The sequence below is a fragment of the Streptomyces lunaelactis genome, assembly GCF_003054555.1.
Taxonomy (GTDB): Bacteria; Actinomycetota; Actinomycetes; order Streptomycetales; family Streptomycetaceae; genus Streptomyces; species Streptomyces lunaelactis.
This window is the reverse complement of the sequence record NZ_CP026304.1, coordinates 8,005,083-8,028,001: the sequence shown is the minus strand read 5'-3', so window position 1 is coordinate 8,028,001 and position 22,919 is coordinate 8,005,083. Positions and strand designations below refer to the sequence as shown.

The 22,919-nt window shown below is 70.0% G+C and carries 22 protein-coding genes and 1 pseudogene; 15 read left to right on the top strand and 8 right to left on the bottom strand.

Translation table 11 applies throughout. The features are described 5' to 3' along the window. Nucleotides 1–27 precede the first annotated feature (27 nt). Complete coding sequence (locus SLUN_RS36715; protein WP_108155150.1) at nucleotides 28–1,251, bottom strand: PP2C family protein-serine/threonine phosphatase; 1,224 nt, start codon at nucleotides 1,249–1,251, stop codon at nucleotides 28–30. Nucleotides 1,252–1,413: 162 nt separating this feature from the next. Between SLUN_RS36715 and lpdA the strand changes: the two genes are divergently transcribed. The 3 genes from lpdA to SLUN_RS36700 all read left to right on the top strand — a co-directional run bounded on the left by lpdA (nucleotide 1,414) and on the right by SLUN_RS36700 (nucleotide 5,550). Then, entirely contained in the window at nucleotides 1,414–2,814 is a 1,401-nt protein-coding gene (lpdA, locus tag SLUN_RS36710) for a dihydrolipoyl dehydrogenase (RefSeq protein WP_108154186.1), read from the top strand. 79 nt (nucleotides 2,815–2,893) lie between these two features. Further along, nucleotides 2,894–3,511 carry a hypothetical protein gene (locus tag SLUN_RS36705; protein WP_159100416.1) on the top strand — a complete coding sequence of 206 codons (618 nt, stop codon included), beginning with the start codon at nucleotides 2,894–2,896 and terminating at the stop codon, nucleotides 3,509–3,511. 149 nt (nucleotides 3,512–3,660) lie between these two features. Beyond that, nucleotides 3,661–5,550, top strand: a complete 1,890-nt coding sequence (locus tag SLUN_RS36700; protein ID WP_108154184.1) for an ABC transporter ATP-binding protein — start codon at nucleotides 3,661–3,663, stop codon at nucleotides 5,548–5,550. A 39-nt stretch (nucleotides 5,551–5,589) separates the two neighbouring features. On the opposite strand, the gene SLUN_RS36695 is transcribed toward SLUN_RS36700, so the two are convergent. Then, entirely contained in the window at nucleotides 5,590–6,459 is an 870-nt protein-coding gene (locus SLUN_RS36695; RefSeq protein ID WP_108154183.1) for a UbiA family prenyltransferase, read from the bottom strand. Between the two features lie 119 nt (nucleotides 6,460–6,578). Between SLUN_RS36695 and SLUN_RS36690 the strand changes: the two genes are divergently transcribed. From SLUN_RS36690 to SLUN_RS36665, 6 genes are all read left to right on the top strand, one after another. Further along, nucleotides 6,579–7,634: a type III polyketide synthase gene (locus SLUN_RS36690; protein WP_108154182.1), complete on the top strand. Its 1,056-nt coding sequence runs from the start codon at nucleotides 6,579–6,581 to the stop codon at nucleotides 7,632–7,634. Nucleotides 7,635–7,646: 12 nt separating this feature from the next. Continuing rightward, nucleotides 7,647–8,174, top strand: a complete 528-nt coding sequence (locus SLUN_RS36685; protein ID WP_108154181.1) for an isoprenylcysteine carboxyl methyltransferase family protein — start codon at nucleotides 7,647–7,649, stop codon at nucleotides 8,172–8,174. Then, on the top strand, nucleotides 8,171–9,184 hold the full coding sequence (locus SLUN_RS36680; RefSeq protein WP_108154180.1) for an NAD(P)/FAD-dependent oxidoreductase: 1,014 nt from the start codon (nucleotides 8,171–8,173) through the stop codon (nucleotides 9,182–9,184). Before SLUN_RS36685 ends, SLUN_RS36680 begins: the two co-directional genes overlap by 4 nt. Before the next feature lie 50 nt (nucleotides 9,185–9,234). Beyond that, a complete protein-coding gene (locus SLUN_RS36675) occupies nucleotides 9,235–9,999 on the top strand; it encodes a YqjF family protein (protein ID WP_108154179.1) in 765 nt (254 codons plus the stop codon). A 117-nt stretch (nucleotides 10,000–10,116) separates the two neighbouring features. Continuing rightward, a complete protein-coding gene (locus tag SLUN_RS36670; protein WP_159100415.1) occupies nucleotides 10,117–10,548 on the top strand; it encodes a hypothetical protein in 432 nt (143 codons plus the stop codon). Nucleotides 10,549–10,666: 118 nt separating this feature from the next. Next, complete coding sequence (locus SLUN_RS36665; RefSeq protein WP_108154177.1) at nucleotides 10,667–11,125, top strand: DUF5709 domain-containing protein; 459 nt, start codon at nucleotides 10,667–10,669, stop codon at nucleotides 11,123–11,125. A gap of 91 nt (nucleotides 11,126–11,216) precedes the next feature. On the opposite strand, the gene SLUN_RS36660 is transcribed toward SLUN_RS36665, so the two are convergent. The 4 genes from SLUN_RS36660 to SLUN_RS36645 form a co-directional block, all read right to left on the bottom strand. Then, entirely contained in the window at nucleotides 11,217–12,188 is a 972-nt protein-coding gene (locus SLUN_RS36660; protein ID WP_108154176.1) for an NAD(P)-dependent alcohol dehydrogenase, read from the bottom strand. A 5-nt stretch (nucleotides 12,189–12,193) separates the two neighbouring features. Next, complete coding sequence (locus SLUN_RS36655) at nucleotides 12,194–12,418, bottom strand: helix-turn-helix transcriptional regulator (protein ID WP_108154175.1); 225 nt, start codon at nucleotides 12,416–12,418, stop codon at nucleotides 12,194–12,196. After that, nucleotides 12,412–12,840 carry a hypothetical protein gene (locus SLUN_RS36650; protein WP_108154174.1) on the bottom strand — a complete coding sequence of 143 codons (429 nt, stop codon included), beginning with the start codon at nucleotides 12,838–12,840 and terminating at the stop codon, nucleotides 12,412–12,414. Before SLUN_RS36650 ends, SLUN_RS36655 begins: the two co-directional genes overlap by 7 nt. 85 nt (nucleotides 12,841–12,925) lie before the next feature. Next, entirely contained in the window at nucleotides 12,926–13,750 is an 825-nt protein-coding gene (locus SLUN_RS36645) for a (2Fe-2S)-binding protein (protein ID WP_257153865.1), read from the bottom strand. 282 nt (nucleotides 13,751–14,032) lie between these two features. Here SLUN_RS36645 and SLUN_RS36640 point away from each other — a divergent pair, with 282 nt between their 5' ends. Genes SLUN_RS36640 through SLUN_RS36625 form a run of 4 tightly spaced genes read left to right on the top strand, consistent with a single transcriptional unit; the run spans nucleotide 14,033 to nucleotide 20,021 of the window. Beyond that, the gene (locus tag SLUN_RS36640; protein WP_254709852.1) at nucleotides 14,033–15,217 is read left to right on the top strand and encodes an ATP-grasp domain-containing protein; all 1,185 of its coding nucleotides are present in this window, start codon (nucleotides 14,033–14,035) and stop codon (nucleotides 15,215–15,217) included. Beyond that, nucleotides 15,214–17,031 carry an IucA/IucC family protein gene (locus SLUN_RS36635; RefSeq protein WP_108154172.1) on the top strand — a complete coding sequence of 606 codons (1,818 nt, stop codon included), beginning with the start codon at nucleotides 15,214–15,216 and terminating at the stop codon, nucleotides 17,029–17,031. Before SLUN_RS36640 ends, SLUN_RS36635 begins: the two co-directional genes overlap by 4 nt. Before the next feature lie 6 nt (nucleotides 17,032–17,037). Further along, the gene (locus SLUN_RS36630) at nucleotides 17,038–18,795 is read left to right on the top strand and encodes an IucA/IucC family protein (protein WP_108154171.1); all 1,758 of its coding nucleotides are present in this window, start codon (nucleotides 17,038–17,040) and stop codon (nucleotides 18,793–18,795) included. Next, complete coding sequence (locus SLUN_RS36625; protein WP_108154170.1) at nucleotides 18,792–20,021, top strand: type III PLP-dependent enzyme; 1,230 nt, start codon at nucleotides 18,792–18,794, stop codon at nucleotides 20,019–20,021. Before SLUN_RS36630 ends, SLUN_RS36625 begins: the two co-directional genes overlap by 4 nt. 58 nt (nucleotides 20,022–20,079) lie before the next feature. Here the strand turns inward: SLUN_RS36625 and SLUN_RS36620 are convergent, their stop codons facing one another. Beyond that, nucleotides 20,080–21,036 carry an NHL repeat-containing protein gene (locus SLUN_RS36620; RefSeq protein ID WP_108154169.1) on the bottom strand — a complete coding sequence of 319 codons (957 nt, stop codon included), beginning with the start codon at nucleotides 21,034–21,036 and terminating at the stop codon, nucleotides 20,080–20,082. Between the two features lie 272 nt (nucleotides 21,037–21,308). Further along, nucleotides 21,309–21,818 carry a mycothiol transferase gene (locus SLUN_RS36615; protein WP_108154168.1) on the bottom strand — a complete coding sequence of 170 codons (510 nt, stop codon included), beginning with the start codon at nucleotides 21,816–21,818 and terminating at the stop codon, nucleotides 21,309–21,311. 333 nt (nucleotides 21,819–22,151) lie between these two features. Between SLUN_RS36615 and SLUN_RS36610 the strand changes: the two are divergent. Next, nucleotides 22,152–22,553 (top strand): annotated as a pseudogene (locus tag SLUN_RS36610) (hypothetical protein); the annotation flags it as partial. A 110-nt stretch (nucleotides 22,554–22,663) separates the two neighbouring features. Beyond that, complete coding sequence (locus tag SLUN_RS36605) at nucleotides 22,664–22,909, top strand: DUF6158 family protein (protein ID WP_108154167.1); 246 nt, start codon at nucleotides 22,664–22,666, stop codon at nucleotides 22,907–22,909. Nucleotides 22,910–22,919 lie beyond the last annotated feature (10 nt).

Sequence of the window (22,919 nt, the reverse complement as noted above, 5' to 3'; positions counted from 1 at the left end):
TTTCCTTTCGGGGTGCTCACCGCGCGGTCACAGACGCACGATGACGAGAGCGATGTCGTCGCGGGCCCCGCCACTCACGTCGAGCTGGGCCAGCACGGCGTCGGCGAGGCGTCCCGGTCCGAGTCGTCGGTGGCGGGTCAAGGCGTCGGTGAGACGGGTCAGACCGACGTCGATGTCCTCGCCTCGGCGTTCGATGAGTCCGTCGGTGTAGAGGACGAGGACGGTGTCGGGGATGTAGGCGCGGACGGCCTGGGGACGCGGAGCGTGTACGGGGCGGGCGCCCAGCGGCGGGTCGGTGGCCTGGTCCAGGAGCTCCCAGGCACCGTCGGGGTACAGCAGGACGGGCGGCGGGTGGCCGGCGCTGCTGTAGGTGATCAGGCGGCGGCCGGTGTCGATCAATGCCAGGGCGGCGGTGGCGGCCAGAGCCCCGTCGACGGAGCGGGCGTAGAGTCCCAGCACTTCCAGTGCTGTGGCCGGGCCTTCGACGGCGCGGGCGGCGGCGCTCAATGCGCTGCGGAGCATTCCCATGACGGTGGCGGCCTGCAGCCCGTGGCCGACGACGTCACCCACCGCCACGGCGAAGCTGCCATCGGGAAGGTCGACGATGTCGAACCAGTCGCCGCACACGTTCAGCGATCCGACGGCGGGTAGATAGCGCACCGCGATGTCCTGGTGCTTGTTCAGATCGGGTGCATGGAGCATGGCCTCCTGCAGAGCGAGCGCGACGTGGCGTTCACGGGCGTGTGCCAGGCGCAGTTCTTCGTTGAGCCGCTGCAGCTCGCGTGCCCGTGCGTAGAGTTCGGCTTCCATCCCCTCCACCCGCGCGCCACGCGCCACGCCCGGGTGGCGGGCGTGGATGAAGGCGGTCACGTCCTCGACCCGGTGAATGATCCATGCAACGGTGCCGTCCGGCTTCAGGACCGGGGTGTTGATCGTGGACCACCACCGCTCCTCGAACAGACCAGGGGTCTCCGTGAGCGGGATGTCGTACCTCAGCAGGGCCAGCGAATCGGGCTTGCGGGAGGTCAGGACGCGGTGAAGCGAGGCCTCGAGATTCGGCACTCCGTCGGCTTCGGAGTCCGCGGGGTTGTCGGGGAAGGCGTCGAAGACGTACTGCCCGAGCAGCTCTTCCCTCGTTCGGAGCGTTGCCAGGAGATAGGCGTGGTTGACATCGACGATGACGAAACGTGTATCGAGCACCAGGTAGGGGCTGGGCGTGGCGGCGAACAGCGCTGCGTAGTCGAGAGTCATGCCATCACGCGCCTGCCCGTTCCAGCGGTCCACGGCCCTGCCCGCTGATCAATCTACGAGGCTTCCAGCTCTCCCGCGCGGCACCGCTGAGCCGGATGACGACGGTGCCGTGAGGAGCGGTTTGCACTGCGCGCCCCTGCACCCGGTCCTATCGTGCTGAGTATGAGTACGCACTTCGATGTGGTGGTTCTCGGAGCCGGTCCCGGCGGATACACCGCAGCGGTCCGCTGTGCGCAGCTCGGACTGTCCGTGGCGGTCGTCGAGGAGAGGTACTGGGGCGGGGTGTGCCTGAATGTGGGGTGCATCCCGTCGAAGGCGCTGCTGCGCAACGCCGAGCTGGCTCATCTCTTCACCCAGGAGGCGAAGACCTTCGGTATCCGGGTGGAGGGCCGGGTCAGCTTTGACTACCACGAGGCCTTCGCGCGCAGCCGCAAGGTGGCGGACGGGCGCGTCAGAGGCGTGCACTACCTGATGAAGAAGAACAGCATCACCGAGTACGACGGAACCGGCTTCTTCACTGACGCGCACACCCTGCAGGTGCGGGCCGCGGACGGCACGGTCCAGACCGTCACGTTCGGCCACTGCGTTCTCGCCACGGGCACCACGACAAGACTGCTGCCCGGTACCAGCCTGAGCGAGCGCGTCGTGACGTACGAGGAGCAGATCCTCAGCGACGAGCTGCCCGGCAGCATCGTCATCGCGGGCGCGGGCGCGATCGGCGTCGAGTTCGCGTACGTCCTGCACAACTACGGCGTGCAGGTGAAGCTGGTGGAGTTCCTGGACCGCCTGGTCCCGCTCGAGGACGAGGAGGTCTCCGCCGAACTCGCCCGTCGCTACCGCAAGCTGGGCATCGACGTCCTGACCTCGACCCGCGTCGAGGCGATCGACGATTCGGGCGAGCAGGTGCGGGTCCACGTCACCACGGGCGGCCAGCGGCAGATCCTGGAGACCGAGAAGGTGCTGCAGGCCATCGGCTTCCAGCCGCGGGTGACCGGCTACGGCCTGGAGAACACCGGCGTGAGACTGACCGACCGCGGCGCGGTGGACGTCGATGCCCGCTGCCGCAGCAGCGTCCCGCACATCTTCGCGATCGGTGACGTCACGGCGAAGCTGATGCTCGCGCACGCGGCCGAAGCCATGGGGATCGTCGCTGCCGAGACCATCGCGGACACCGAGACCATGGAACTGGACTATGTGATGATCCCCCGGGCCACCTACTGCCAGCCGCAGATTGCCAGTTTCGGCTTCACCGAGGCGCAGGCGCGCGAGCAGGGCTTCGACGTCCGGGTCCAGAAGTTCCCCTTCACCGCCAACGGCAAGGCCCATGGCCTGGGCGACCCCGTGGGCTTCGTGAAGATCCTCAGCGACGGCCGCCACGGGGAACTTCTCGGCGCCCACCTCATCGGCCCCGAAGTGACCGAGCTGCTGCCCGAGTTGACGCTGGCGCAGCAGTGGGACCTGACCGTGCATGAGGTGGCCCGCAACGTGCACGCCCATCCCACCCTCGGCGAGGCTGTGAAGGAGGCGCTCCACGGACTGGCCGGCCACATGATCAATATGTAGCCGGGCCCGCGCGCCCGGGCGTCGATGGGGGCGGCCCGTTGTTCACAGGCCGCGGGTGCCTGCTTCTAAGCTTCCGCTCATGACCAGGTCCGCAGTTGAGTGCCTTAATGAGTGCCGGTCGAACCTCGGCCCCGCACCACGCTCGTTCGATTTCCTCGACAAGCGTAGGTACGCCCGAATTCCCCGGCCCGAATGGATAGCAGCTGCGGAACCTCTACAGGAGATTCTGCGACAGCAGAACACTCTGCTCCGGGAAGGGCGCCTGGTGTGGGCCTCGCTGGTGCAGGCGAACGAACTGCTCTTCCGGCCGGGCGGTCACGACCACCCGTCGACAGTGATCTACAGTCCCGACACCGCAGCCTTCGACGACGACCCCGACCGCCTCCGTGGTATCGCACGAGCGCTGTACGCGTTGAAGGGCACAGGCCAGGAGGACGCGGAGCTCGCGGCTTTCTCCAGGACGCTCGCCAGTGAGATGGAGTACGAGATGAGGATGCGTGTGCCTCAGAGCCTGGCAGGAGATGCCGAGGTGTACTGCACCGACATCATCGTCTCCCGTCGCCACCTTCCCGACGGGGTCCTCCGCAGCCCGCTCTTCCCCTTGATCATCCACCCGGAGAAGACCGCCATGACCATGATGCTGCCCAGCCGTTACTGGCCGAACGAGCTGATCGAGACAGAACGGCCCCCTGCCTGACCTGGCCCCGATCCTTGGTCGGTGCGGGGTGGCATCTTGGGGAAATGGTTGACCTCAAGTTTGGTTGAGGTCTTAGCGTTCTGGGTGCGCCCCGGGCCACGCCGGCCGACGGGAACCGCGTCGGCCCACCAGACTCCGGAGGCACGCCCATGGACATGGAAGTCACCGCGTGGACATCGCTGCACAGCGCGATGAACGCCCAACAGGACCGGAGGCCCTTCTCCCGGGCCACCCTGCGCCGCATCGCGTCCTTCGCCCGGCCGCACCGCCGGCAGCTGTACCGCTTTCTGCTGCTCAGTGTGGTCACCGCGCTGCTCGCCGTAGCCACACCTGTGCTCGCCGGACGCGTCGTCAACGCGATCGTCCAGGGCCGGGACACCGGCACCGTCACCCGGCTCGCGCTGCTGATCGCCGTCATCGCCGTCGCCGAGGCCGGACTCGGTCTGCTCACCCGCTGGCTGTCGGCCACCCTCGGCGAGGGGCTGATCCTCGATCTGCGCACGGCGGTCTTCGACCACGTCCAGCGGATGCCGGTCGCCTTCTTCACCCGCACCCGCACCGGCGCACTCGTCAGCCGCCTCAACAACGACGTCATCGGGGCCCAACGGGCCTTCAGCAACACCCTCTCCGGCGTCGTCTCCAATCTCGTCACCCTGTTGCTGACGCTTGCCGTGATGCTCAGCATCTCCTGGCAGATCACCCTGCTCGCCCTCGTCCTGCTGCCGGTGTTCGTTGTCCCCGCCCGCCGGATGGGCTCCCGCATGGCCAAGATGCAGCGCGAGGCCGCCAACCACAACGCCGCCATGGGCACCCAGATGACCGAGCGGTTCTCCGCCCCCGGCGCGACCCTCGTCAAACTCTTCGGACGGCCCGCCGACGAGTCCGCCGAATTCGCCGCCCGCGCCCGCCGGGTGCGCGACATCGGCATCCGTACCGCCATGGCCCAGTCCGTGTTCATCACCGCCCTCACCCTGGTGTCCGCCCTGGCGCTCGCCCTCGTCTACGGACTGGGCGGCTACTACGCACTGCGCGGCAGCCTCGACCCGGGAGCCGTCGTCGCCCTCGCCCTGCTCCTCACCCGGCTCTACGCACCGCTGACCGCACTGGCCGGCGCCCGTGTCGAGGTGATGAGCGCCCTGGTCAGTTTCGAGCGGGTCTTCGAGATCCTCGACCTGAAGCCGTTGATCACCGAGAAGCCGGACGCCCGCCGGGTGCCGGACGGACCGGTGTCCGTGGAGTTCGACGGGGTCCGCTTCGGCTACCCCTCCGCCGACAAGGTCTCCCTCGCCTCCCTCGAAGAGGTCGCCACCCTCGACACACGCGGCGGCACGGACGTTCTGCACGACGTCTCCTTCCGCGCCGAACCCGGCCGGATGGTCGCGCTGGTCGGCTCCTCCGGCGCGGGCAAGTCCACGATCGCGCAGCTCCTGCCCCGGCTGTACGACGCCGACACCGGTTCCGTACGGCTGAACGGCATTGACGTACGCGATCTGACCTCGGCCTCGATCCGCGAAACGATCGGCATGGTCACCCAGGACGGCCACCTCTTCCACGAGTCCATCCGCGCCAACCTGCTCCTCGCCCGGCCCGACGCCACCGAGGACGACATCTGGGACGCGCTGCGCCGGTCCCGGCTGGCCGGGCTCGTGGCCTCGCTGCCCGACGGTCTGGACACCGTCGTCGGCGAGCGCGGCTACCGGCTCTCCGGAGGCGAGCGGCAGCGGCTGACCATCGCCCGGCTGCTGCTGGCCCGCCAGCGGGTCGTCATCCTCGACGAGGCGACCGCCCACCTCGACTCCACCTCCGAGGCGGCCGTCCAGGAGGCCCTGGGCGAGGCGCTGGAGGGCCGTACCGCCGTCGTGATCGCCCACCGGCTCTCGACCGTACGGGCCGCCGACCTGATCCTGGTCGTCGAGGAGGGCCGGATCGTCGAACGCGGAACCCACACCGAACTGCTGGCCGCCGGCGGCCGCTACGAGGAGTTGTACCGCACCCAGTTCGAACGCCCGGGGACGGAGGAGGCATACCCCGTCCACTGAGCCCACCGCACCGGCAGCAAGCGGACGGAGAACGGATGGTCAGGCAAGGGCGGTCCCCCGTACCAGGAGCAGTGTCAGATCCGCCGCCGCCACGGCGATCGTCCCGGCGAGCGCCGCCTCGCGCCAGTACCGGCCGAGTGCGAGCCCCGCGAGCGCCGTCAGCGGCGCCGCCGCGAGCGTGGCCACTCCCCACGCACTCGGCGGTCCCGCGGGCGCCAGCACCAGAACCGCCGTTGCCGCCACCAGGGGGACCGGCAGCAACAGCCGGGTGCCGGTGACACCCAGCCGGTGCGGCAGACCGCGCAGTCCGGTCTTCAGGTCGTCGCCGATGTCCGGGAGCACGTCGCCCAGATGGGCCGCGACACCGAGCAGTGCTCCGGCCGTAACGGCCCACCACGCGGGCCAGGGATGGCCGGGCAGACTCAGGGCGACGACAGCGGGCAGGCCGCCGAATCCGACCACGTACGGAAGCCAGGACAGCGCCGTCGCCTTCAGCTTCAGGTTGTACAGCCACGCCGCCACCACCGCGGCCAGGTGCACCATGCCGGCCAGGAGGCCGCAGGCCAGCGACAGCGGAACACACAGCAGGAGGGCGGCAAACGCCGCCGCCCACACCGCGCTCCGGCTCACCGCACCATCGGCCACAGGTTTTCCCCGGCGGCCGACCGCGGCATCGCGCTGGGCGTCGAACGCGTCGTTGCACCACCCCACCGAGAGCTGGCCGGCCAGTACGGCAGCGCCGATCAGAGCGCAACGGGCGCCGCCAAGGCCGGCGCTGACTGCCAGTGCGGTGGCCAGGGACGTCACAGCGACCACGGGCCCCGGATGGCAGGACCTCGCCAGCCCCACCGCACGGCGGAGCGGAAACGCGGTCGCCCCGCACACCTGCGACTGATCCGTAGCGCCCATCGTGTGATGGTAGGCACTCGTGCCGGACGAATGTGGCAGCCGCACGGGCGACTTACGGTGTCCCCACGCCCGTGCTCGGGCAGTGATGCGGTCATGATCCCTCCGAAGCGGGAACCTGAATGACCCGGATCGCAGCTGTTCACGGCGTACTGGCACCCCACCGTCACACCCAGCGCGAGATCACCGACCTGGTGGCGCGTATGTGCCTGCCACCGGGCGCCGACCGCCGTGTCCTGGATCGGCTCCACACGAACGCGCAGGTGCGCACGCGGCACGTAGTGCTCCCATTGGAGCGCTACTGCGAGCTGGACGGCCTCGGCGCCGCCAACGACGTCTTCATCGGCGCGGCAGTCGATCTGGGTGCCGAGGCGGTCCGCGGCGCGCTGCGGACCGCAGGGCTGCGTCCCACTGATGTGGATCTGCTGATGTTCACGTCCGTCACCGGCGTGGCCGCGCCCTCCATCGACGCACGGCTCGTCGGCCGTCTCGGCCTGCGACCCGATGTGAAACGGCTGCCCGTCTTCGGCCTGGGCTGTGTTGCCGGGGCCGCCGGTGTGGCTCGGCTGCACGACTACCTTCTCGGCTGGCCCGACCACGTGGCCGTGCTGCTCTCGGTCGAACTCTGCTCCCTCACCTTCCAGCGCGATGACGCGACGCCCGCCAACCTGGTGGCGACCGGGTTGTTCGGCGACGGCGCCGCCGCCGTGGTCGCCGTCGGCGACCGGCGGGCGACGACGGCCGGCCCCGAGGTGGTGGCCACCCGCAGCCGGATGTACCCGGACACCGAACGCGTCATGGGCTGGGACATCCGGAGCTCCGGCTTCAAAGTGGTGCTCGACCCGGCCGTCCCCGACGTCGTACGCCAATACCTCGCCGACGACGTCCACGGTTTCCTTCAGGAGCACGGCCTCAAGCCGAAGGACGTGGCCCACTGGGTGTGCCACCCCGGTGGCCCCAAGGTCCTGGAAGCCGTCTCCGATGTCCTCTCGCTTCCCGAGGGCGCACTCGACGTCACCTGGCGCTCGCTGGCCGCGGTGGGCAACCTGTCCTCGTCCTCGGTCCTGCACGTCCTGCGGGACACGCTTGAGCAGAAGCGGCCCGAACCGGGAACTCCCGGTCTGCTGATGGCCATAGGGCCCGGCTTCTGCTGCGAACTGGTACTGCTGCGCTGGTAGGTCGGAGGACGCATGATCTGGTACACCGCTCTGGTGCTGGCTGTCGCAGCCGAGCGTCTCGCCGAACTCGCCGTGGCACTGCGCAACACGCGCTGGAGCCTCGCCCGGGGCGGCACCGAAGCCGGCAGAGCCCACTACCCGGCGATGGTCGCCCTGCACACCGCACTGCTGGCGGGCTGTCTCGCCGAAGTCCGGCTGGCCGACCGCCCGTTCCTGCCGCTGCTCGGCTGGACCATGGTCGTCGTGGTCGTCGCCGCACAGACCTTGCGCTGGTGGTGCATCCGTACGCTCGGCTATCAGTGGAACACCCGAGTCATCGTCGTCCCGGGCCTGCCCCTGGTGACCGGCGGGCCCTACCGATGGCTGCGCCACCCCAACTACGTCGCGGTCGCCGCCGAGGGACTGGCGCTGCCGCTGGTCCACGGCGCCTGGGTGACCGCCGTCGTCTTCACCGTGCTCAACGCGGTGCTCATGGCGGTCCGTATCCGGTGCGAGGACGGGGCGCTCGGCTCCGTGGCGGCAGTGGACGTACGGACGTGATCGATCTCCTGGTGGCCGGCGGAGGCCCGGCCGGCCTGGCGGCGGCGATCCATGCCGCCCGGCTGGGGATGGAGGTTGTCGTCGTCGAACCTCGCGCTGCTCCCGTCGACAAGGCCTGCGGCGAGGGAATCATGCCCAGCGGTGTGGCGGCGCTGCGGTCCCTGGGTGTCGAGGTGCCCGGCCACGACCTGCGCGGGATCCGCTACCTCGAGGGCGCCCGCAGCGCGGAGGCCACGTTCCGGGACCGTACGGGGCTCGGCGTACGCCGCACCGCGCTTCACTCCGCTCTGTATCAACGCGCCGTGGAACTCGGGGTATCGATGGCGGAAGGCAAGGTGCGGGGGATCCGCCAGGGACACGACAGTGCCGGCGCGGCGGGGCTGACAGCGCGTTGGCTGATCGCCGCAGACGGCCTGCACTCCCCGCTGCGCCACGAGCTCGGCCTGGACCGTCCCGGGGGTCCACCGCGCCGCTACGGTCTGCGCCGCCACTACCGCATCGCCCCGTGGACGGACTTCGTGGAAGTCCACTGGTCCCGCCAGGGCGAGGCGTACGTGACGCCGGTCGGGGACAACCTGGTGGGCGTCGCCGTACTCAGCCGCGACCGCCGTTCCTACGACGAGCACCTGACACTGTTTCCCGCCCTCGCCGCTCTGCTCCGGGGCCGGGAGGCGAGTCCCGTGCGCGGCGCCGGGCCCCTGCGACAGCGCGCACGGAGCCAACGGGCCGGACGCACCCTGCTGGTCGGCGACGCGGCGGGCTACGTCGACGCACTGACGGGCGAAGGCATCGCCCTGGCCATGGCGACGGCCGCAGCGGCGGTCAGGTGCCTGGCCGCCGACCGCCCCGAGGCCTACCCCGCGCAGTGGGCCCGGCTGACGCGACGTCACCGGCTGCTCACCGAGGGCCTGCTGCGAGCAGCTCGGTATCCCGCCACAGCCCGCCTGATCGTTCCGACGGCTCGCCGCGCACCGGCGGCGTTCAGGGCGGCGGTACACGCACTGCAGTAGACGCGGGGGCGCGGGCCAGGGTGCCGAGTGGGCTCTGCGATGCTGACCATGTGCCGCACACGCCCCGTACCCCGCAATCCATCACGGCCGACTCGCCCCACCCCGAGGTGAGCCCCCTGCTGACCCAGTCATGGCTGGACCTGGCGTTCCTGCACTGGGCGGCCGATCCGGCCGACGTGGCACCACTCCTTCCGGCCGGCACCGTTCCCGACTCGCTCCACGGGGTCACCTACATCGGACTCGTCGCCTTCCGGATGCACCGCGTGGGCTGGTTCCGCCTGCCCGGCGTTCCCTATCTGGGCACCTTTCCCGAGACCAATGTCCGTCTCTACTCCAGGGACGCCCATGGCCGCCGCGGGGTGGTCTTCCGCTCACTCGATGCCTCCCGGCTGATCCCGGTCGCGGTCGCGAGAACGGTGTTCCGGCTGCCGTACCAGTGGTCCCGGATGGCGATCCGGCGCGACGGCGACACGCTCACGTACACCAGCACGAGGCGCTGGCCCGGACCACGAGGCGCGCACAGCCGGATCGCTCTGCGGATCGGGGAGCCCGTCGAGGCGCCCAGCGAGCTCGAACACTTCCTGACCGCCCGCTGGGGCATGCACAACACGTTCTTCGGACGCTCGCTCTACCTGCCGAACACCCATCCGCGCTGGCCCCTGCACCGTGCCGATCTCATCGAGTGCGACGAGGACCTGGTGGCGGCAGCAGGACTTCCCCAGCCGAAGGGAGAACCGGTGAGCGTGCTGTACTCGCCGGGCGTCCCCGTCCGCTTCGGCCCCCCGGCGCGACTCGGCGGCATCCCGACCCCTTGAAACCACCGCGCACCCGGCGGTCGGGTCGTGAACTCGTGTCCGGGCTTCGGGTAAGTACTGATGTCAGGACGCGCATGGGCTCACTCGTGCTCGTCTGTTCACGGGAGGGAAGACGTCGTGAAGAAATTGATGGGTAGCGTTGCCACCGTCGCGGTGTGCGCCGGATTCTTCGGGGTCATGGGAACGGGGACGGCTGCGGCCGTCAACACTCAACCGATTGACCTCTGGGATGCCACCTATGGATACGCCCAAGGCGGCGTGACTTTCCACAACCGAGATGTCGTGATCCAGGGTTCAGTGAAGTCCCACACGACTGGGTGTGCTCAGGCCGAATTCGAGATCTTCGCGAACTTCACGGACGAGACGCCGCTGAAGACGGAGACGCGTACGGCGTGCGGCCGTGGGACCGGCACCAGCACCGATTTCCACTTCACTGTCGACATGCCCGCAGGTGGCGCCGCCTATCTGCGAACGAGTCTCAACGAGAACACGACCGGTAGCTGGAAATTGGTTTCGTGGGAGACAGCCAACAACACCGACCGGCTCTGAGCCACCCGAAAGCCACGGCGCCCGGACTTCACCTCACGTCCGGGCGCCGTTGGCGTTCCAGTGCGCCCGGCGCCACAACCTGGCGGAGACTGAAAGCACGGGACCGTGAGGAGGAGACATGAGCGAGAGCTCCATGGGAGACGAGGTCTACCAGCCGGACGGGTCCGAGGTGCAGGATGATGCCGGGCTGCTGGACGCCGAGGACACGCTCGAGGATCCCGCACTGCAGATCCTCTCCGACGGGTACTCGCCACCGGAGAGACCGTGGGCCGTGGAGCATGTGGGCACCACCGCAGCGGAGCAGCGCCGGGGCGAGAGCCTTGATGAGCGGCTGGCCGAGGAAGCACCGGACATCACTGTTCCCGCGGGCGACGGGCTGGGGGATGTCTGGGATACCGACGGCGAGCTGATCGACGACGAGGTCGGGGCGGAGCGCGCGGGCCGGCTTGTGGCCCCTGACGAGGGGGCCCACTCCGACCTGGAGAGGGAGCTGCTCGCCACCGATGTCGGCATCGACGGCGCCGCCTCGGCGGAGGAGGCGGCGATGCATCTGATCCCGGAATCCGAGCAGCCCTGATCCGCACAAGGCTGCTCCGGGCGCTCGGCTGAGCGTCCAGCCCGCGCCTTGCGGGCCCTCGCACCCGCCGGGGCACCGTCCGAGTCTCTCCTCACACCGTGACGACGACCTTGCCGCATGCGTGGCCGCCCCGCAGGTACTCAATGGCCTCGGGAACCTCACTCAGCGAGAACGTCCTGTCGAGGACCGGAGTGATCTTGCCGCCTTCGATCAGTTTCCCCAGCAGCTGGAGGTCCTCCTCGTTCTCCGTGGACACCAGCATCCGCAGTTTCTGACTCACGAACGGTGACAGCATCGCCGCCCGCAGCGCGCGGTCCACGCCCTGCGCCCACCGTCCTCCCCTTTCGGATCCGACGATGACAAGCGTTCCCCGAGGATCGAGAGCGCGCCGGAGGTGTGACAGCGAACGACCGCCCGCGATGTCGAGGATCAGGTCGTAGCGGCGCGGCCGGTCCGCGAAGTCCTCGCGTGTGTAGTCGATGACGTCGTCGGCGCCGATCGAGCGGACCAGGTCCGTCTTCTTCGTGCTGCATACACCGGTGACGTCCGCTCCGAACGCCTTGGCCAGCTGCACCGCGAACGTCCCGACGCCGCCGCCCGCGCCGATGACCAGCACCTTCTGTCCTGCCTGGACCTTTGCAGCGCGGCGAAGCCCCTGGAGGGCGGCGAAAGCGGAGGTGGGGACTGCCGCCGCCTGCTCGAAGGTGACGTTCGCCGGCTTGGGCGCGAGCTTGTCCTGGCGCGCGCGGGCGTACTCGGCGTAGGAGCCCTCACAGGTGCCGAAGGCCTCGTCACCGGCCTGGAACCGGATCACGTTCCGGCCGACCGCCTCGACACGCCCTGCGACATCCAGACCCGGAACACGGTTTTTGGGTCTGCGCAGCCCGAATCCTGCGATGCGAAGGAGGTACGGCAGGCCCGTGACGAGGTGCCAGACGCCCTGGTCGACGCCGGCGGCGTGAACGCGTACGAGCACGTCGTCATCGCCGACAACCGGCTTGTCGATCTCAATCAGTTCCAGGCCATCCGGTGGCCTGTACGTGTCCCTGACCATTGCCTTCATGACGGCTATCCTTCGCTGTCCGGGTACTGGAACACCGTGTCGAGCGGGACCTTGAACACCCTGGCGATGTGAAATGCCATTTCGAGCGAGGGCGAATACCTGCCTTGCTCGATGGCAATGACGGTCTGGCGTGACACACCGATGCGTTCGGCCAGCTCCGCTTGTGTCATCTCTCCGTGCGTGAACCGGAGGGCCCGGATCGCGTTCGTGACCCTGGTGGGCTTCACCATGGCTGAAATCCTCGGCGGTACGCGACGATCCTGGCCGTGGAGCCGAGGATCGCCGACAGCACGAACGCGAGGTAGACCGCGTTGGCGATCCAGAAGTAGTCCAGCTCGGCCATCGCCATGCCGAGCGCCGCCACTCCCCCTATGACGACGAACGACTGGCCGATGTGTTCGCCGAACCGATTGATCTCCCTGTCGCGCTGATCCTTCTTGCGGGCGCCCTTCGGCGAGAACGTCGCGACGAGTGTATGGATCACGATCGACGCTGCGATCGAGACGCCCAAGGCCCACAGCAGCGGCGCCACGTACGACACCTCGGCGAGAGGAGTGTCCCCCGCTCGCCCAAGAATGACGATGAGGTAGCCGGTATAGGTACCGACCGCCAGCACCCCCATGACCCACGCGCTCTTCTCTTCGAATGGCATGTCATGAATGTAAAGCAATCCAGACACCATGTCAAAGTTTCTTAACACCTGAGCGACGCCCTCACCTTCGGGCAGCCGTACGGACTTACGACGGCCCTGCCTCCTCGAGCCGGCGCAGCCGCTCGGCGTCACAGGTTCGGGGACAGGTGCCGCAGGCCTGGGCGGGGCGGATCGTGTAGTAGAGGCAGCAGCCGAGGCGCGTACGGGTGGGATACGACTGCCCGTCACTGCCTGCCAGTTGGCGGAATCCGGCGCCGCCGGGGAACGGCGGGACGGGCCCCGGCAGCAGCTCGCCCGCTTCCCGGACAGCACGCTCCTCCTCGCCGAGCGTCCGTCCGAGGTGCCAGATGCCGGACACCAGATCGTCGCCGACCATGCCCCACAGCGCTCGCGGCCCTCGCCGCAGCCGTGGACCGAGCGCCGCCAACAGCGGCCGTACGTGATCGGCGACCACCGCACGCAGCTCGCCACGCAGGGCTTCCTCGTGGGGCAGTACGCGAGCGCCGGGAAGTCCGGCCGCCGGATCTCCGGGGAGGCAGGCGAAGCCGCCGGGGACGACCGCGTAGGCATCGGCCGTCCGGCTGACGTGGACGTCGCCGGGACGGATCCGCGGGACCCGCCGCTCCAGGTACCAGGGGCCGGCCATCAGCAGGCAGACGGACCAGAGGTAGCCGTGCAGCGCGCGGGATGCGACGACATCGGGCCGGGCGGTGTGCGCGTACCGGTTCTGGATTCGTACCGCCTCGGTGTCGAGGAAGGCGTCGAGGAGTTCCGGACGGTACGCCAGTTCGGCGCCGTCGACCCAGCCTTGGCCGGCCGGTGCGCAGGGCTGGGCGACATCCACGTCGAGCGCCCGGCACAGGGCGGTGAGCCGTCGATACGTGGATGCGAGCAGGGCGGAGCAGCTCACAGCAGGGCCGGCCGGTGTCAACGACGGTGTCGGCCCTGGCGTCAACGTCGGCGCCGAGGCCGGGGCCAATGCCGGGGCCGGGATCACAGGGCACTCCTCAACAGCAGAGCGAACGCGAAGGGGTAAGGGAAGGCTCACCTTAACCACATCGGGAACCTCCCCCGCGAACCGGGGGCGCGACACGACGAATTGGCACTTTTAGGCATGCCTAACCTAAGCTCTCGGATCGTGATCCAGAACAACCGGGCAGCCGTACCAGGGGGTTCATCAGACCCGGCGCGGATGTACCTGCTCGCCCTCAATCCAACCGACTCGGTCACCGAAGGCTTCATCCCCGCCGCCCGCCGGCTCGGCCTCGCCGTCACCGTTCTGACGGACCAGCCCGAGGCGCACCGCGCCCTCTACCCCGACATCGAGCTCCTTGCGTGCGACGTCCGCGACTTTCACGCGGTCATCTCCCGGATCTCGGCCCACCACACCCCGCACGCGGTCTTCACCAACAGCGACCACCTGCAGACCCAGACCGCACTGGCCGCCGGCTACTTCGGCCTCCCCGCCAAGAGCTGGCAGGCCGCGCTCCGCACCAAGGACAAGGCGGAGATGCGCCGGCACCTCGCCGCCACCGCTGCCTGCACCGTCCGGTCGGTGGAGCTGACCGCCGGACAGGATCCCGCCGCGCTGTCCGCCCTCGACGTGCCGTTCCCCTGCGTGGTCAAACCGCGCGAGGGCGTGGCCAGCGAAGACGTCATACGCGTCGACGAGCCCGCAGCGCTTGTCCAGCGCTGCAAGGAGATCCGCTCCCGCCGGCCGCGCGCGGCGCTGGTCGTCGAGGAGTATCTGAGCGGCGAGCTGTGCACCCTGGAGACTCTCGGCGACGGCCGGCGCCTGCATGTCCTCGGCGGCTTCCGCACCGAGCTGTCCCCTCCCCCGTACTTCATCGAGGAGCGGCTGTCCTTCGTCCCCGGCCACCCCGGGCCGGTGGTGGCCCAGGTGCTGGCTCAACTGGACTCACTCGGTGTGGGGTTCGGCGTGTGTCACACCGAATTCGTCGTGGAAGAGGGACGCGTACGGATCATCGAGGTCAACTACCGTGCCATCGGCGATCAGTGCGACCTGCTGCTCGCCGAACTGCTCGGGATCCCGCTCTTCGAGCACATCCTGCGTACGCACCTTGGCGAGCCGCTGCCGCCGGACCTGGGAGCGCGTACCGACGGCGCGGCCCGGCTGGACTACCCGTGCGCGGACCGCGCCGGCACCTTGACGGCCGCTCCCGCTCCGGCCGATCTGATGGTCGGCGACGTGAAGTTGACGTACCGTCCGGTGCGCGGGATCGGGGAGCGGCACGAGCTTTACCACACCAATCGCGACTTTCTGGGCATCATCAGAGCCACCGGAACCGACCAGGAGTCCGTGGACCGGGCCGTGGCCGACTTCCTCGACGGGCAGCGCTGGGAGATCACGCCGTGACGGTGACGAGTGCGGGCGGCGCGGATGCCGGCGGTACGGCGGCCGAGGGGGAGCTCCTGCTCCGCAGCCTCAGCGCACTGCTGCGCGAGGACGTCGTCGGTCTCCGCACACGCAGCACGGCCGTGGAACGGCCGGACGGAACCTGGCTGCGCCTGGACACCGCCGACAAGGACGCGCTTCTGCTGCCGGTCCGCGACGACGGGATGCGCGGATTCCAGAGCCGGACCACCGCCCGCCTGCCGCTGCTGCGGCGCGAGTCCGACGGGACGGATCTGACCACCGCCGACGACATCCTGACCGCACTCGGCACCCTCGCCGACCCCGTGGACCGCAGCGGTTTCGACGCCTTCGCCGCCGAATACCGGCAGGCCCTCGCCGCGCTGCGACTGCACACCGCGACAGACGACGAGGTCGCCGCGCGGCTCGTCGCCCGGTACGGTTGCGACCCGGCCGACTGGACAGGCCTGGCCGCCGGGCTCGCCTTCGACACGCTCGCCGCCCGCACCGACCATCCCGTGTACCCGACGGCACGCGGCCGCTCCGGCCTCTCGGACAGTCAACTGCGTTCGTACGCACCGGAGTTCCACCCGACCCTCGCGCTGCGCTGGCTCGCTCTGCCCGCCGAGGCGGTCACCGAGGCGCGCACTCGGACGGACGCGGTACCGGGACGGGACACAGCCCCTCACGGCTGGTGGCCACTCCCTTCGGCGCTGGGGCTGCCGCCGGAACTCGACGGCAGCCATCTCGCCCTTCCGGTCCACCCGTTGACCACGGGTGGCCCCTTGCGGGACGCCCTGCGCGCCACCGGACTCGACGGCCGGGCCGTCCTGGCCGAACGGCCGTATCTGGAGGCCGTGCCGACCCTGTCGATGCGGACCCTGGCACTCACCACCCATCCGGATGTCCATCTCAAACTGCCCCTGGCCACCTCCACGCTGGGCCTGCTCAACCGCCGCACCATCAAGCCCGGCACACTGATCGACGGCGCGGCGGGCCAGCGCCTGCTGCACACGGTCATCGCCCGTGAGCCACGCTTCGCGGACACCGTCCTGCACGCCGACGAGTCGCACTTCGCGCATGCCGGTCATGAACTCCTCGCCGTGCTCGTACGCCGCTGTCCCACCGGTCTGGAGGGCGCCGTGGTCGTTCCGATGGCGGCTCTGCTGGGCCCGGCCCCCGGCGGCCGGCTGCTGATCGACCGCCTCGCAGACCGCTTCTACGGCGGCGACGCGCTCGCCCTCCTCGACGCCACCCTCACGCTGCTCTTCGACTGGCAGACCACGCTCTTCGGATACGGGATCGCCCTGGAGTCCCATCAGCAGAACATTTCGCTGGTGCTGGACCAGCCCGGTGGCCGCACACGTCCGAGGCTGCTGCTCAAGGACAACGACGGCCCGCGCATCAACACCGTCCGGCTGCGCGAGGCCCTCGGCGCGGATGCGCCGGACCCGGCCGAGTTCGACGACGCGCGGATCTCCGGCGACAGCGACGGGCCGCTCCTCGATCTGTTCACCACCATCACCGTCCACCTGTGCGCGGGCGCGTACGCCTTCGGTCTCGCCCGGCACGGCCGCGCCCCGCTCGACCGGCTGCTGCGGCTCGTACGCGACCGGCTCGACGAGGCCGTCGAACGGCTCGGTACGCAGCCGGGCCGGCCCGGAGCCGTACTGCGCGCACACGTCCTGGACGCAGCGCACCTGCCCGTCAAAGCAATGGTCACGGCGGGCACGCTGCTCACCAAACACCGATCGGGGGCGTCCGACATCAACAAGCACTACACCACCGGCCCCAACTACCTGTTGCCCGGAGCGTGACCGGCGATGACCAGCACAATCCCCGGCCGCCCGGCGTATCCGACGGAGTCGTCGTCCGGGCTCCCCACCGCCGACCGGGCCGTCGCCCACACCCTCCTCAACTGCCTGCTCCGTGAGGTGTCCGGCCGCGAGCGCCAGACCGCCGTCGTCGACGGCCGTCTGCTGCTGCGCCTGCCACACCGGGGAGTGCTGCTCCGGGTGGCCCTTCGCCGTACGTCCGTCCTCGGCGCCCACCGCTTCACGGGGCCGGTCACCGAGCAGTCCGACGGCGGGTGGTCCGAGGTCGACTGGCGGCGGCTCGCCGAGTACATACATGCCGAACTGTCACTGCGTACCGGCGCGCGCAATGACGAGTTCCTGGCGCAGGTCGCCGCGAGCCACCGGGGAGTCACCGCCGCGCTCGCGGTGCACGCGCACCGCCCGCAGGCGATGGACGGGGACCGTCTCGCCGCCTATCTCGCGTCCGAGCAGTCGCTGGTACTGGGCCACCGTTTCCACCCCACGCCCAAGGCACACGGCGGCGATCCCGCCTCCTGGTCCGCGTACGCCCCCGAGGCCGGGGCCTCCTTCCCGCTCCGCCTGCTCGCCGTACGCGACCACCTGGTCGTCCAGGAGTGCGCAGAGCCCGGTGCCGCCGACCCGCTGGACCGGCTGGGGGCGGTGCCTGAGGGGTACCGGCTGCTGCCCGCGCACCCCTGGCAGTACGAACTGCTGCGCACGCAGCCGACGCTGCGGGCAGCCGTCGGCCGGGGCGACATCCTCGATCTGGGCCCCGGGCATACGCACTTCACGCCCACCGCGTCCGTACGGACCCTCTACGACGGTGACACCTTCCTGAAGTTCAGCCTCAACGTCCGCATCACCAACTGCGTACGGAAGAACGCTCATTACGAACTCTCGGGCGCGGTCGCTCTCACCCGGCTGCTCGGCCCGGCCTTCAGCGACCTGGCCACCCGCTTCCCGGGCACCGGCGTGCTCCGCGAACCCGCGTACCGCAGCCTCGCGCTCGCCGGGCCCGACGGCCGCCCCGACCTCGCGCTGCTGGAAGGCTTCGGGGTGATCGTCCGCGAAGGGCTCGACGGCCGCCTTCTCCCCCGTACCACTCCCCTCCTCGCCGCCGCGGTCGCCGACGAGTACCCCACGGGTCCCGCACACATCTCCCGGCTGCCGGCCGGAGCGGACCCCGCAACCGCCCTCGGGTGGTGGCGGGACTATCTCGCGCTGCTCGTCCCGCCCGTCCTGGCCGCCTACTTCGACCACGGACTGGTGCTCGAACCGCACCTGCAGAACGTCCTCGTAGGCGTCGACGCCGACGGCAGACCCGCCCAGGTCCTCTTCCGCGATCTGGAAGGCACCAAGCTCGTCCCCGAGCACCACGCCCACGCCCTCGCCGCACTTCCCGCAGAGATCGCGGGTCCTTTGACGTACGACGCCCGGCGCGGCTGGGACCGCGTCGTGTACTGCCTCGTGGTGAACCACATCGCCGAGATGCTCGCCGCTCTCGCCGATCTGCACCCGGGGACCGAGCGGGCACTGTGGTCGCAGGTGCGCCGCACGATCCGGGACTACGCCGACGAGTACGGCTGCCCGCCCCGGCTGAGGGCCTTGCTGGCGGGTGTGCCGCTGCCCGCCAAGGCCAATCTGCTCGCCCGGTGGGGGCGTGCCGCCGACCGCGACGCGGGCTATGTCCGGCTGCCCTCCCCGCTCGCCGAGGACGTGCTGTCCGGAGCGACCCGTGCCGACGCCTGCCGGAGCGCCCGTTGACCACTCCTGCCGCCCTTACTCCGCTGGTCCGGGACCGCGCGCTGGCCCTCCCGGCCGACGAGCTGCCCGCATACCTCTACGACCTCGTCGCACTGCGCGAGCACGCGGCCTTCGTCCGCTCCGCCCTGCCCGAACGCGTCGAGCTGTACTACGCCGCCAAGGCCAACCCCGAAGCGGAGATCCTGACCGCCCTCGCTCCGTACGTCGACGGCTACGAAGTCTCCTCGGGCGGCGAACTCGCCCATGTCAGAACGGCGTTCCCGGGCCGCCCGCTGGCCTTCGGCGGCCCCGGCAAGACCCCCGCCGAAATCGAGTCGGCCCTGCGACTGGGCGTGGAACGCTTCCATGTGGAGAGCGCGTACGAACTCCGCATGCTGGCGGACCTCGTCGCCTCCCGCTCGACGTCCGGCACCCGCGTCCGGGTCCTGCTCCGCCTCAACCTGCCCCTGGCCGAGGAGTCCTTGGAGGCGAGCGCACTGGCCATGGGCGGGCGCCCGACACCGTTCGGTCTGGACCCGTCCCAGGCGGACGACATGGTCCGCCTCCTCACCGACGGCACCTACCCGCAGCTGGAACTGCGCGGCATCCACGCGCACCTGGCCAGTGGCCTGGCGGCCCCCGAGCAACTCGCCGTAGCCGAATCCATCGTGACCTGGGCATCGAAGCTCGCCGCCCGGCACGGCATCCCCCTGCGCGAAGTGAACGTCGGCGGCGGCATGACCGTCGACTACGCGCGCCCGGACGCCAGATTCGACTGGGCCGCCTACGGCGCGGGCCTCGCCCGCCTCACCGCCGCGCACCCCGGGCTGCTGCTGCGCATCGAGCCGGGCCGCGCGCTGACCGCGTACTGCGGCTGGTACGCCACGGAGGTCCTGGACGTGAAGCACAGCCACGGCGAGGACTTCGCTATCGTCCGCGGCGGCACGCACCACCTCCGCACCCCGGCGACGAAGGGCCACGACCAGCCGTGCGCCGTGCTCCCCGTGGACGCCTGGCCCCACCCGTGGCCACGGTCCACGAGCCGCCACGGTCCGGTCACCCTGGCCGGGCAGCTGTGCACGCCGAAGGATGTCCTCGCCCGCCGTGTCCCGGCGGAGGGTCTTCGCGCCGGAGACCGAGTGGTGTTCGCACTGGCCGGGGCGTACGCGTGGAACATCTCCCACCACGACTTCCTCATGCACCCCCGGCCGGGCTTCCACTTCCTGGCCGGGGACGAGGACGCCTGACGACCGGCGCGGTGACGGTCACGGGGCGCCGTCACCGTCCGTCATCGCGTCCCGATCGTCACCAGCCGGGGCGGGCCGGACGGATCGCCAGCCCGGTCGGACCGTTCAGGCCGTTGGCGGGGAGGGTGGTCTGCCCGCCGCCGTCGGCGGCCACCTTCACGACGCGGTTGTTGTAGTTGTCGGCGATATAGAGGTTGCCGGCGGCGTCGAGCGCCAGCCCGAGCGGGTCGTTCAGGCCGTTGGTGGGAACGGTGGTCTGCCCGCTCCCGTCCGCGGGCACCTTCACCACCCGGTTGTTGCCGGTGTCGGAGATGTACAGGTCGCCCGCTCGGTCGAGGGCAAGCCCGGCGGGCTGGGAGAGGCCGCCGGCAGGAACCGTGGTCTGCCCACTGCCGTCCGCGGGCACCTTCACCACCCGGTCGTTCACGAAGTCGGAGATGTAGAGGTCACCGACGCGGTCGAGTGCGAGTCCCCACGGGTGAAGCAGGCCGGTGGTGGGGACGATGGTCTGCGGGCCACCGTCCGCGGGCAGCTTCACCACCCGGTCGTTGAAGGAGTCGGCGACGTACAGGTCACCGCCGGCGCTGATCACCAGCCCGAGCGGGCGGAGCAGGCCGGTGGTGGGGACGACGGTCTGCGGGCCGCCGCCGGCGGGCAGCTTCACCACCTGGTTGTTGCCCGTGTCGGAGATGTACAGGTCGCCGGCGGCGTCGAGCGCCATCCCGGTCGGGCGGACCAGACCGGTCGCGGGGACGGTGATCTGCGGACCGCCGCCGGCGGGGAGCTTCACCACTCGGTTGTTGCTGTAATCGGAGATGTACAGCGGTGCGCCGCCGCGGGTGGGTACGGCGGCCGCGGCCGTCGGCCCGACGGGCACGAGTCCGGCCGCGCACAGCATCACGACTCCCGCTGCCGCGGCCAGCCGGTTCCGCCACAACCGGCGTCCCGGACCGGACGGTTCGGACGTTTCCCGCGTGCACGACTCGACGGAATCGGGCGCTTGAGAGCGGCCCATGAGACACCCACCTGTTCTGGTCGGCCGGCCCGATGCCGTACCGGCCGGCAGAGACGGCCGGCGCCCCCGGCGCAGTACATCGAGGAGGCAAGGGAGCGCCTTTGACGTGATGGGCCGTCACCGAGCGGCGGTGGTCACATGCCGCGCCGGCGGCGGTCCGTCAGCCGCCGACCTTAGGGACCATCACCCGACACCTGGCGTGCACCACGCCATCGGCCGCCCGGCATCCACCCCAACGGCAGGGACAGGACGTGGCCTCGGCGCCGGGCTTCTCAGCGGCGCTCCAGCGATCCTCGGACGAATGCCGCCTGGCCGGCGTGCTGCAGGTCGTCGGCCAGGACGCTGATCAGCCGGACGCCCAGGGTGACCGGCGGGGACCAGGACGCGTCCACAACGCCGTCCAGCGCCGCGTCGTCGAGCCCGCGGACGAACCGCACGGTCTGCTCGTGGACGGCGTCGTAGTAGCCGAGCAGGAGTTCGGCCGACTGGACCCGTACCGCGGCGACCTGCTTGCTGGAGTGGCCGTACCCCGTCGCCTCCTTGGGGAAGGGCAACTCGAAACGGGCCGCCCAGTCCTGGGAGAACCACACCTGCTCCACGTCGGCCGCATCGGCCACATGGTCGTCCTGGATACGCGTCAGATGCCACACGAGCCAGGCGATCGAATTCGCGTCCGCGTCCAGCCGTGCGTTCACATCCTCCGGCGAGAGCCCCTCGACCGCGCCGTGTACCGCCTCCCGAATGCGCTCGAACCCATCTGCCAGCAAGTCTTGGCTGTTCATGCACCGATCCTCGGTCCTGGGCCAACCCGGCGAGTGAAAGTGTCCCGGAACCACTATGTACCGCCCGCGTGGCTCCGGTACCGGTGAACCGGGCCGGGTTCATCCTCAACGGTGCGGATATTTTCGGCCAGTAACCCTCCTGAATATGCGTCACATCTGCCCGGAACCTTGTGGTGACATGAATCAGAAGAAGCGGATACTCATAGACTGGGGCCATCCAAGATTGAACAAATCGCTCTCCCGGGAACCGCTTCACAGCACGCGCGCCACATCGATGCAACGAAAGGGCGGCAGCGGCCGCCTCGCGACGAAAACGGTGCAAGGAGAGCAGCCGTGCATGACGAATTCCTGTGTCACGTCACCGCGTACGGAGTGGCTGGAGGCCGGCGGATCGGCGTACCTCTGGGGACCTATCGTGCGCCCACTCTGCCGCTCGCGATGTGGTGGCTGCGCGACCGCGCCACGTGGATCGCCGAGAGGCTCGATCCCACGCCCGACAGTCCGCACTTCCCGGCCGAAGCACTCTGCCCGATAGGTGCGCACGTCCCCGATGTGCCGGGCCTGCTGCGCGCCTGGCGCGACGACAACGCGTGTCAGAACAGGATCGCTGAACAGCTGGCCGGCGGCCGGCTCATCCGCTACACGGTCCACGACGAGGTGACCGAGTACGAGCTGCTCGCCGAGTCGGTCGACGCCCTCCGTATGCACCGGGCTGTCCCTCGACTGACGGCACCTCCCACGGGCCTCCGAAGTGCCGGCACGCCCACGGCCACGACAGGTTCCGGAAGAGGGCGCATCATGGTCGTTGTGGATGAGTTCACGAATCTGCTGGAAGGAATTCCCCGATGAGCGACGCCGGGGCCGGCCACCGAGGCGTGGAGCCGGCCGATCTCGACGACCAGCAGTTGATGCGGGAGCTCGAGACCATTCACCGCACGCGGCACGACACGTTGCTGCACGGTTCACAGAACGCACTCGTGGCGCACAGCATCCGCATGACGGAACTGGAGGCCGAGTACCTGAAGCGGCACGCGAATCGCCCCGTGGCGAGCGGCAGGACACGGCACGGAGCCCGCGCCAGGACCGACTGAGCGTCCGGTT